Source organism: Bacillota bacterium (assembly GCA_036504675.1).
Classification (GTDB): Bacteria; Bacillota; Sulfobacillia; order JAJYWN01; family JAJZPE01; genus DASXUT01.
Window position 1 is genome coordinate 1 of the sequence record DASXUT010000085.1, and the last position, 10,521, is coordinate 10,521.

The 10,521-nt window shown below is 62.7% G+C and carries 9 protein-coding genes and 1 pseudogene; 8 read left to right on the top strand and 2 right to left on the bottom strand.

The genetic code is table 11. The features are described from left to right. Nucleotides 1-127: 127 nt before the first annotated feature. From VGL40_06665 to VGL40_06685, 5 genes are all read left to right on the top strand, one after another. The gene (locus tag VGL40_06665; protein ID HEY3314946.1) at nucleotides 128-1,789 is read left to right on the top strand and encodes an FAD-binding protein; all 1,662 of its coding nucleotides are present in this window, start codon (nucleotides 128-130) and stop codon (nucleotides 1,787-1,789) included. After that, complete coding sequence (locus VGL40_06670) at nucleotides 1,776-2,225, top strand: arsenate reductase ArsC (GenBank protein ID HEY3314947.1); 450 nt, start codon at nucleotides 1,776-1,778, stop codon at nucleotides 2,223-2,225. Before VGL40_06665 ends, VGL40_06670 begins: the two co-directional genes overlap by 14 nt. A gap of 258 nt (nucleotides 2,226-2,483) precedes the next feature. After that, a complete protein-coding gene (locus VGL40_06675) occupies nucleotides 2,484-3,500 on the top strand; it encodes a M23 family metallopeptidase (protein ID HEY3314948.1) in 1,017 nt (338 codons plus the stop codon). Between the two features lie 12 nt (nucleotides 3,501-3,512). Next, complete coding sequence (locus tag VGL40_06680) at nucleotides 3,513-4,505, top strand: hypothetical protein (GenBank protein ID HEY3314949.1); 993 nt, start codon at nucleotides 3,513-3,515, stop codon at nucleotides 4,503-4,505. Nucleotides 4,506-4,529: 24 nt separating this feature from the next. Further along, nucleotides 4,530-5,591: a hypothetical protein gene (locus VGL40_06685; protein HEY3314950.1), complete on the top strand. Its 1,062-nt coding sequence runs from the start codon at nucleotides 4,530-4,532 to the stop codon at nucleotides 5,589-5,591. Nucleotides 5,592-5,638: 47 nt separating this feature from the next. Here VGL40_06685 and VGL40_06690 read toward each other — a convergent pair whose 3' ends face one another. Further along, nucleotides 5,639-6,193 carry a hypothetical protein gene (locus VGL40_06690; protein ID HEY3314951.1) on the bottom strand — a complete coding sequence of 185 codons (555 nt, stop codon included), beginning with the start codon at nucleotides 6,191-6,193 and terminating at the stop codon, nucleotides 5,639-5,641. A 113-nt stretch (nucleotides 6,194-6,306) separates the two neighbouring features. Between VGL40_06690 and VGL40_06695 the strand changes: the two are divergent. Then, nucleotides 6,307-6,432 (top strand): annotated as a pseudogene (locus tag VGL40_06695) (FAD-binding protein). Nucleotides 6,433-6,644: 212 nt separating this feature from the next. Then, the gene (locus VGL40_06700; protein HEY3314952.1) at nucleotides 6,645-6,947 is read left to right on the top strand and encodes a hypothetical protein; all 303 of its coding nucleotides are present in this window, start codon (nucleotides 6,645-6,647) and stop codon (nucleotides 6,945-6,947) included. A gap of 1,035 nt (nucleotides 6,948-7,982) precedes the next feature. Here VGL40_06700 and VGL40_06705 read toward each other — a convergent pair. Further along, a complete protein-coding gene (locus tag VGL40_06705; GenBank protein HEY3314953.1) occupies nucleotides 7,983-9,038 on the bottom strand; it encodes a Fic family protein in 1,056 nt (351 codons plus the stop codon). A 340-nt stretch (nucleotides 9,039-9,378) separates the two neighbouring features. Here VGL40_06705 and VGL40_06710 point away from each other — a divergent pair, with 340 nt between their 5' ends. Then, nucleotides 9,379-10,497, top strand: coding sequence for a M42 family metallopeptidase (locus VGL40_06710; protein ID HEY3314954.1), 1,119 nt, complete (start codon nucleotides 9,379-9,381; stop codon nucleotides 10,495-10,497). The last annotated feature ends 24 nt before the right edge of the window (nucleotides 10,498-10,521 follow it).

Sequence of the window (10,521 nt, forward strand, 5' to 3'; positions counted from 1 at the left end):
AGCCGTGAGCGCATAGCCAATCGACCAAACCAACTCAAATCCACTGGTTTCTTTTCCGATCCCGTATCAAACCGTTACCAAATCACTTGTTTGCCCGACAGACTCCTAGGACTGCGAGGTGTTCGTGGTGGGTCCTCGAGACGACGCCGCGCGCCGGGTGATCATCGTCGGGTCGGGCGGGGCCGGGCTGATCGCGGCGGCCGAAGCGGCCCGACAGGGAGCCTCCGTGACCGTTGTCTGTAAATCCCCTCCCGGCCTGGCGAGCTGCACCGCCTACGCCGGTGGGGGTTTCACTTTGGGCATCGGCGGGGAGCCGCCGGAAAAGCACCGGCGCCTGACCGCCGAGACCGGTCGCGGCCTGAACGTCCCGGAACTCCTCGACGCGCTGGCCTACGGCGCCCCCGAAGCGGTGCCGGCCCTGGGCGACTTCGGGGTGACGCTGCGCGTCGACCGCGGCCGCGCGTCGGTCTCGGCCCACGGTCATAGCTGGCTCCTAGGCGGGACGGGCCTGACCCTGCCGCTGGTCGAGCATTGCCGCCGGGCCGGAGTGGTCTTTGACGATCACTTCTTCGCCACCGGTCTCGAGTTCGGTGGGGACGGGGGCCGAGTGGCCGGGCTGGTCGGAGTGGACCTTCGCAGTGGCGCGGCCGTCACCCACCCGGCCGAGGCGGTGGTCCTGGCCACCGGTGGCGCCGGCCGGGTCTATGGGCGGACGGACAACCCGGCCCGGACGACCGGCGACGGGTACGTGCTCGCCTATGAGGCCGGACTGGAGCTACTGGACATGGAGTTCGTCCAGTTTTACCCGCTCGGCGTGGCCGAGCCCGGGGCCCCGATCTGGATGATCGGCCTGGAGGTGACCGACCAGGTCCCCCTGACCAACTCGGAGGGAGACCCCTTCCTGGAGCGGCTCCTGCCCGAATGGGGGCTGAAGTCAGGGGCGCAGGCCAACCTATTCGCCCGCGACCGGGCGGCGCGAGCCGTGGCCTCCGAGTGGGCCGCCGGCCGCCAGGTCTTCCTGCACCTCGAGACCCTCAGCCGGGAGGACTGGAAAGACCCGTACTTCGCGGCTCTGGGGCATCTCTATCCGCCCGGCTTCGACCGCGCGTCCCGGCCCATGCGGGTGGCGCCTGTGGAGCACTACTTCGCCGGCGGAGTCCGGGTCGACGCCCGCACCCACACGGCCATCCCCGGCCTGTTCGCCTGCGGTGAGGTCACCGGGGGTACCGACGGGGCCAGCCGGGTCGGCGGCAATGCCCTCTCCCAACTGGCCGTCTTCGGGGCGGTGGCCGGCCGGGAGGCGGCCGCTTACGCCGCGGTCGCCCCTCAGGCCCGGGCCGGGCAGGCCGGCAACGCTTTCCACAAGCTGGCCGCCCGCCTGGACGGCTGGCACAGGCAGGCCGGTCGTTCGACCGGGGAGGAGCCGGCGACCCTGCGCCGCGAGGTCAACCGGGTTGCCGACGAGCATCTTGGTCCGCTCCGCAACGGGGAGGGCCTGCGCACCGCGAGCCGGGCCCTGGAGGCCGCCGCCGCCCGCCTTCCCGGCCTCGCGGCGGGCGATGGACGGGGCCTCATGGAGGCCCTCGAAGTCGGCAACCTCGTCAGGGGGGCCCGGATGGTCGCCGCCGCGGCCCTGGTCCGCGAGGAGAGCCGGGGGGTCCATTACCGCACGGACGCCCCGGCGGAGGATCCTTCGTGGCTCAGGCACCTGGCGGTGGTCCGGGGACCGGACGGGTCACCGCGGGTCATTCCGTCAGACGCGGGAGTGGTCGGCCTTGGCGGGGAGTAGGCCGCTGAGAGTCCTCTTCCTCTGCGGGCTCAACTCGACTCGGAGTCAGATGGCGGAGGGCCTCGCCAGGGTCATCGGGGAAGGCCGTCTGGCCCCCTCCAGTGCCGGGATCCGCGCCGGCCGGGTCGATCCGCGGGCCGCCGCGGTGATGGACGAGATCGGGGTCAGCTTGAGCGGCCAGTCCTCAAAGGTCGTCACCGACGAAATGCTGGCCCGGACCGATCTGGTCGTGACCCTCTGCGACCCGGCCCGCGACGCCTGCCCGGTCACCCCGCCCGGCGTAGCCCGCCGCCACTGGCCCATTCCAAGCCTTGATGAGCTGTCTGGGCCGGACGTGCCCGAATCGACTTGGCGCCCGGCCTATCGGGCGGTGCGGGACCGGATCCTGGTCCACATTAAGGAGTTCTTGCGCGAGGAGAACGGCCAAGCTCGTTGACTAAGGCCGTTGACCGGGTCATCCGGAAACGCGTCGTCCCCCATTGGATGTCGGCATGTGGGGGACTTCGTCGAACGGTCTATTGACCCTTCAGGGAGGATCTTGAAAGACCGAGAGGGGAAATATTGAAATAGTAAATGATGGGAGTCGACGGGCGAGGTGTTTTCCTCCGGAGAAGCCTGTCCGGTCTTGGCTCCTGTCAAGTGCAATGAAGGATGAGGAGGGATAAGTGTGCAAAGACGAAGGGTCTCGGTACTGTTGACCTTTGTCGTCACTGGGTTTCTCGTGGTCGCCGGACTCTCCAAAGGAGCGCAAGCCGGTTTTGCTGGCAGCTTGGACAGCCCGGTAGTCGCTGGTCTGAACGCTGCCTATCTCTATGCTGAGGCAGACCAATATGGATGGGGTCACACGGGGGCGGATTTCGAGTGCGCTTCTGGATCAAATGTGTCCGCGGCAGGCGCGGGGACAGTCGAGTTCTCAGGGGCCGCTCTCAACGTGGAGAATTCCGGGACCGCTAGAGGCGGAGCCAGCAACTACATCGTATTGGCGACGACGGCTTCCGCAGTGGACGGAGCTTACTTCAACAGGGTAGTCTACATAACCGGAGGGACGGGAAATCATCAGTCGCGGGTGATTACTTCCTACGAGGGCGCTACCAGAAAAGCGTTCGTGGGAGCGAGCTGGAGCCCTATCCCTGATACAACCTCAACGTACGACGTAGGCACCTACCGTTCATACGGTGAGCACATCATCATCAATCATTCAACCGGCTACTACTACACGCTATACGCGCATATGCAGAGCCGAGCGGTTTTTAGCGGGTGGGTATCGTCTGGACAATACCTTGGTTTGTCGGATGACACCGGGAACTCGTCGGGAGCCCACCTTCATTTCGAGGTGAGGAGAGGGGCGAACGCCGTAAATTACGTGCGTAACCCCGAGTCTTGGCTGGCCAGGAGCAATCAGTCACCCTATGGAGCACTCCGGGGCTTGGTCACTGACGCAAGCGGAATCACCCTTTGCCAGGTACGTGTCGCAGGAGCATCCAAGCCAACTGACTACCGGTATGGGGCAAGTTACTCATACGCGCTAAACCTATATGGGGGTCAGCAATTCGGAGATGTCTCCGAGTATGGCATAAACTACTACATAGGACGGGCGCCCAGCGGCTCCGTCACCCTGACATACACGGCGGCTGGAAAGACCGCCCAGACCGTCAGCGCCACAGTGGACAGCGGATTAGACAAGCTCCTAACCACCGTCATGATGCCTTAGGAGGTGCAAGCCGTGAAGCGTGTGAAGATTGTTCTGATGTTCAGCTTCATCGTGGGAATGTTGGCCGCAAGTCTATGGGAACTGACCCGGTCAAGTGAGGCCCAAGCTACGGCCCTCGCAATATCAACGCTCTCCTCACCAAACGGCATGAAAGTTGCCCGATTGAGTGTCCTTGGGCAGCTTGATACGGACGGCACTGCAGTTTTCACTGTTGACGGCCTGACAAGCCACTCAGGCGTTAATGCTGTCCTTTGGGCACAACCCAGCAGCGACTTGCTCCAGTGGATCGACGATACTCACTACCTGCTAGGCGGGACGACAGTAATCGAAGCGGACACCGGGAACACGGAACCCCTGCCGCTGACGTTTAAGTTGACCTATCTAGGCTATGCGGTGTCACCTGACCACACGTCGGTCGCGGTGGCGGTCAAGAACTATGACACGGGGACAGGTCAGATCTGGGTCATCCCCTTTGGGGGTGCTCCATTGCTGCTTTTCGATGCGCCACTCAGCGGCCGCGTCCTCGAGCCCACCGTGTCCCTGGCGTGGGGGCCGAACCGAATCCTCTATTTCGACTTCATGGATGACAAGACCTCACGCATCCACCGGTCCGTGGACATGGGCTCACCCGAAGTGTTGGTGGACAACGCTGCGTGCCCCCAACCCTCCAAGGACGGGAGGTTCCTTGCCCTGACCCAGACCGATCAGGGGGGCAGGGGTTTCCGCAAGGCCATAGTGGACGCCAGCAACGGACAAGTGAAACGAGCCGATCTGCCGGTCGGGGTCGTAACCTGGAGTAGCGTCCCGGGCATGTTCGGTATTCACTTTGGCCGACGGATCGCGGCCTACCGGCTTGGCAGAGACGCACCCGTTGCTGAAGTTGACCTACCTGGCCTAGTAGCCTGCCTCGACTGGAGCGGCGAAGGCATCCAGGTGACGGCCATAGACGTGGAAGGTGTCCAGGTCAGGAGAATCGAACAACTCAACGTACCTATCCCGAAGTGACGAGGGGCAGAGGGGGTCTGACACGTGTTCGCCCGCATGAGGATCGTATGCCTGTCTCTGGCCATAGGGGTAATGGTCTTAGGCTGCATGAAGGCTGCAGTTCCTCCGAACACTGTGATAGACCCCCCGCCGGTTCCCGCGTCACCGGCTCCTGTGTCACCTACGCCTGCGGAAGCTGAGGAAAACCCCTTGACTGCGCTCGTATCGTCCAGCCCCAATGGCCGCTACAGCGTGCTAGGAGTCGTGAGGCCCAAGATCGAGTCAGATGGATACGCCAGTGTGCTCGCCAAGACTCGAGACACGGAACTTGGCCTTCAAAAGTACTTCAACCCTTGGATTACGAGTTCTGACCAACTGATAAATTGGGTAGATGGCAGTTCGTTCATATGGGACGGACGGATTCTGATCGACCTCGAGAAAAACGCGCGTTTTGAGCTTCCCGTTCCGGGCCCACCTCTCTCCTGGACCTTCGTACCTTCCGATCGGTCTGTCGTAGAGCTCGTTCTCAAGCAGGGCGGTCTTCTTGAGATCTGGTCCTTACCTCTTTCCTCTGAAGAGCCACGAACGATATACAGTAAGAAGCTTGATACGGCGATCGGGGAGATCTCGGGCAGGATAGCCGCCGGGCCCGATGGCTCAGTGTACTTTTCGGTGCCTGAGGCAAAGGAATTCTCGGTCTTCAGGCTATCGAAAGACGGGTCCGTAACGCCGATCCAGAGCGCGGCCTCCAATCCGACGCTGTCCCCCAACGGCAGGTATCTTGCCTACACCTTCCTCCCCGTTGGGGGACAGCCCTCAACCAGAATCCTTGATCTCAAGACCTCGACCAATTTGTCCCTTGACTTACCGATTGGGATTTCGTCCTGGTCGGGCGACTCCAAGCTAATCGCAGTCTTGGGGCCCAGGGCCATTACCGTTGCTGACGTCCCCAGTGGCATGACGATACGATCTATTGACTGCGAGGGTCATCCACTTCTCGCCCACTTTGAGGGGTCCCGGCTGTCGTTTGCCGAAGCCGATATGTCACCAAGCCGGTTTCAGAAGGTGACACTTAGGCAGGTTGAGCTGATAACTGACGACAAGTAACCTCGGTGATTCTCTCGAACCAGGAGCAGGAATACGCGGGGTTACAGTCAGCCCCTTTGATACCCCTCGGGGTGTCCGCGCTTTTGGGCATGGCAGGCACAACGAGCCCGGCTGATGGTGCGGCGGCCCCGGGAGCTGATGTAGCCATAGGCCAGTTTCCGCACCTGAAGATAGGACCTATATTGGGGGAAAGCTTCACCGGCGGTCAAGAGGAGGGACTCGAAGGCCTCGACCAGAGTGGTCACGGCCGATCCCAAGAGCCCGTATGTGTTTTTTCCCGTCTTCACGGACTTCTCTTGGTTGGCCACCTTCTTCAGGACGGCCGAGACCAACAAATCGCGGCTGACGGAAACCCCGAAAACCACCTGAGTCTGCTCAACAATGTCGCGGATGTGTAATGGGTGTCCCGATCTGGCCAGCACTTCGTAAGCCATGTCGGTTTGCGACATACTCTTGTCCTGCGGGTCTTGACTCTCGGCCGCCGACGGAGATCTCCCGAAAGCCTCTTTCTCGCGGCGCAGCTCTCTAATCGCTCGTAATTGGGCTCTTAACAGCCTTTCAAGGACGTCGAGAACCTCGCCATCATTGGACTCGCTTGACATGAATATACTCCTCCCATCTTAAGGAAGAGTGTACCACAAAAGCGTCCAGCTGTATGGCCCGATTCTCGGATAGCCCACGGATTTGAGCGGCTCCACGAGACCCGGCTCTCCGGGTGGCCCCTCTGGAGCACTACTTCTGCGGCGGCGTCCGGGTTGACGCCCGCGCCCGCACGGCCATCCCCGGCCTGTTCGCCTGCGGCGAGGTCACCGGGGGTACCGACGGGGCCAGCCGGGTCGGCGGCAACGCCCTCTCCCAACTGGCCGTCTTCGGCGCGGTGGCCGGCCGGGAGGCGGCCGACTTCGCCGTGGCCGCCGGACCCGCCCCGGAAGGGCCGGCCGCCCGCCTTGACCGGTGGCGCGACAACGCCCGGCGGTCGGCCGGGGAGACCCCGGCCGACCCTGCGCCGCGAGGTCAACCGCATCGGCGACGTATACCTGGGCCCCCTCCGCGATGGCCGGGGCCTGCGCGCCGCGGCTCAGGCGCTGGAGGCCGTGGAGGGCCGCCTGGCCGGTCTCGCGGCGCCTGGCGAACGGGGGGATACTGGAGGCCATCGAAGTCGGCAACCTCGTCAGGGTGGCCCGGATGGTCGCCGCCGCGACCCTGGTCCGCGAGGAGAGCCGGGGGGTCCATTACCGCACGGACGCCCCAGCGGGGGATCCTTCGTGGCTCAGGCACCTGGCGGTGGTCCGGGGACCGGACGGGTCGCCGCGGGTCATTCCGTCAGACGTGGGAGTGGTCGGCCTTGGAGAGTAGGCCGGTGAGAGTCCTCTTTCTCTGTGGGCTCAACTCGACCCGGAGCCAAATGGCGGAGGGCTTCGCCAGGATCCTCGGGGAAGGCCGTCTGGTCCCCTCCAGCGCCGGGATCCGCGCCGCCCCGAGAATTCAGCGACGCCACCCTCGCCCTCACGCGCGAATGGTGGCGTTACCTTATTATGCCTGTCTTGAGGCTTTCAGCTCAAAGCACTCCAGGATTAGGAGGTCGGCCAGAACATGAGCGATGATGCAGAATTAGGCCCGAAGAAGTGATTCCCCCAACGGCCAGTCCGAAGAATACAGCCACGGTGGCTCCCACGACGACCTCTCGCGGTCCAAGGCGGCTCTCCCTGGCGGGGGATGGGGAGAAACGGCATGACTTGGCTAGGGCCATCCCGGGGAAACGGATCTTTTCCGAGATCGCCAGCCCAGCCCAGGCCAGAGCGGCCTGGACCAATAGAGGCGGAACAAACGTCTGTCCCCACCCTACGTCATAGGTCGCCAGGTAGAACGAGGACAGGGCGCCGGCGACGGCGGCGCCCAGCGCCAGACCTATCCACAGGTGCCATCCCACGACGCCGCGCTGCCTGCTCTCGGACCACAGCCAGATGACACCGACCGCGGCAGCCGCAAGAACGGTCAATTGAACCGCTCCCTGCACGCCCATCACCCCGGCTCCGAGCCTGGGATTGCCATGGGGAGGGAACGGTCAAGACATTGGACAGCGTAAGCCGTACTTTGATGGGACTCCGAGGTTGACCTATGCCCGAAAGATCCAATCAAGGAAGGTTCAAAATAGCCAGCAACGACAACCGACTGGCCGGAGACGCGAAAGGCCGTCGGCATTGCCAACGGCGCGGGCTAAGGTACACATAAAATCGTGGCGGCTCGCAGGTACCGCCGAACCACACCGAAGTGTAGTTCGGCGGTACCTGCGACTTATCCTTCTTTATCGCATAGTCACAGTACTGCGGAGGTTTATGGCTGGTTCCATTATGCGAACGTTATCATGCTAAGCCAAAATGATCATGTTAATCAATCGTGATCACGTTTTTCCCACACCGCATCCCTACCAGGCTTGCTGCAACGAATGATGCCTTGCTTACGTAATTCCGCCAACGCCCGGTTAATGGTCGGACGGCTGACAACGGGGCATGCTCTCTCCACGTCTGCGTACCTGAACGGGTTCTGTTGGTGGAGCACAAAGTCAATGACCATTTGCCTCTTTGCCCCATGGGTTTGGATTACTGCTCCAACACGAGTTCCAAACTCTCTGTACGCGCCCAGCAGCATGACCCCAAGGAAATAACCCCACCAGGGAAGAAGGCTATGGGTTGACTCGTGCCATCCTCTAGATGATTCTCCGAGGGAGTCATAATAGCCATCCCGGTTGTCCTCGACCATGCCTTCAAGGCTTATGTAGCGACCAACCTCATACCCGGATTGGTAAAGGAGCAAGAGGGTGAGTAATCTGGCCATCCTTCCATTCCCGTCACGAAACGGGTGTATGCACAGGAAATCAAGAATATACGCAGGGATAAGGAGCAGAGGTTCGACCATGCTTTCATTTCGTAGATCGTTGAGCCGGTGATGAAGCCTCTCCATTGCATCTGGTGTCAGACTTGCGGGAACGGGTTTGAACCTTATGGACTTCCTGCCGCCGGAAAGGGTCTCCTCTATGGCATTGTCCGAAGACTTCCGCGTGCCTCCGACCGATGGGTGGAACTGATAGAGATCCCTGTGGAGTTGCAGGACTAGACCTGTCGTAAAGTCCATGCTGTCGTAGTTGGAGTGAATTGTCTTGAGCACATCCCTGTAGCCGGCGATCTCTTGCTCAGAGCGATTCTTCGGCAGCGATTTCATCGATACAATTTCTCGTATTCGCCCCGAAGCGGCAACAACACCCTCAATACGGTTTGACGCTTCGGTACTTTGGATGATGGCTGACAGTCTAAGAGATTCCAGAACTTGTGGTGCCTGCTCCTTGAAGAGCTGCTGCTTACCTTTACACTCACCTAGTATTCTAACAGTCTGCAGTAGACTCTGCGGAATGGGCTGCCTCTCAATGAATCCGGGCCCCAGAGAATTCATATTGGAACACCACCTCACGCCTAGTCTCTGCCGAGCTGTTTGCCATGCCGTCTTCGACCAAGACTCGCCGAATCCTGTCTTGTTCGAAAGGCACTTGTCAGCGGATGGGGGTTATTCCTACAGGAACCGGTACCGGTTTGAGCCACTGGTTCACTGCCAGGGTTGGCCCGCAAGACTGATTCTATGGTTCGCGGTCTACCCCCTCGTCGGCAGGCCGGCCCGAAGGAAGGAATCCCCCCACGTCGGGGAGAATCTAACCGGGGCAAACCCGGGCGGGCTCCGAGCCCGGGATTGCTTTGGGGAGGGAACGATCAAGACATTGGACAGCGCGAGCAAGCCGATGGACACCAAGGAACTCTTGAAGGCCCTGTCTGAGGGCATCGGGGTCTCCGGCTACGAGGGACCGGTCGGCCGGCTGGTGGCCGACGCCTTCCGGCCGCTATGCGACGAAATCCGCTTCGACAAGCTCGGCAATTGCATTTGCCTTCGGCGGGGCGAGCCCGCCGGCCGTGGCGAGCCGGGCTCCCGCCAACCGGGCTCCCGCGGCGGCGCGAGACGGTCGGTCGCCGCCGCCCCGGCTCCCAGGGTCATGCTGGCCGGCCACATGGACGAGGTCGGGCTGATGGTGACCAAGCATGAAGGGCGCGGCTTTGTGCGTTTCACCGACGTCGACGGGGTCGACCAACGGACCCTGCCGGGTCAGGAAGTCACCATTCACGGGCGACGGGACGTCCCCGGGGTCATCGGCCTCAAGCCGCCCCACCTGATCCGGCCGGCCGAGGCCCACAAAGCCCTGAAGATGGAGGACCTCTGCATCGACACGGGTCTGGCCGACGACGAGGCCAGGCGGGTGATCAGCGTGGGCGACGTGGTCACCCTCAAGCGCCGCTTCCTCGAACTTCAGAACGGATACGTCGCCGGGAAGGCCTTCGACGACCGGGCCGGCGTGGCCGTCATGTACGAGGCCCTCCTTCAGCTGGCGAAGCTCCGGCACGAGGCCGACGTCTACGCCGTGGCCACCGTCCAGGAGGAGACGGGGATGCGCGGGGCGACCACTTCGGCCTACGGGATCGTCCCCGACATCGGCGTCGCCATCGACGTCACCTTCGGTGACATGCCGGGGATCGAAGAATACCGGACTCTTCCGCTCGACCGGGGCCCGTCCCTCGCCGCCGGCGGTAACATCCACCCCCGAATCCTCGAGGCCATGCTCGGCGCGGCCGAAGCCGCCGGCATCCCGATCCAGATGGAAGCCCTGCCCGGACCGACCGGGACCGACGCCTGGGCCATGCAGGTCACCCGTTCGGGGATCCCGACCGCGCTTGTCAGCATCCCGCTCCGTTCGATGCACACTACTGTCGAGACCGCGGCCATGGGCGACATCAGGCGGGCCGGCCGGTTGCTGGCCCTGTTCATCGCCTCCGTCGACCGGTCCTTCGTGGAGGGATTACGATGGTAGCCGGGGTCAAGGCAACCGGGGTCA

Coding starts and splice junctions, on each gene's coding strand:
- VGL40_06700 (HEY3314952.1), top strand. CDS start 6,645: ATGGCCGGGGCCTGCGCGCCGCGGCTCAGGCGCTGGAGGCCGTGGAGG.
- VGL40_06690 (HEY3314951.1), bottom strand. CDS start 6,193: ATGTCAAGCGAGTCCAATGATGGCGAGGTTCTCGACGTCCTTGAAAGG.
- VGL40_06710 (HEY3314954.1), top strand. CDS start 9,379: ATGGACACCAAGGAACTCTTGAAGGCCCTGTCTGAGGGCATCGGGGTC.
- VGL40_06705 (HEY3314953.1), bottom strand. CDS start 9,038: ATGAATTCTCTGGGGCCCGGATTCATTGAGAGGCAGCCCATTCCGCAG.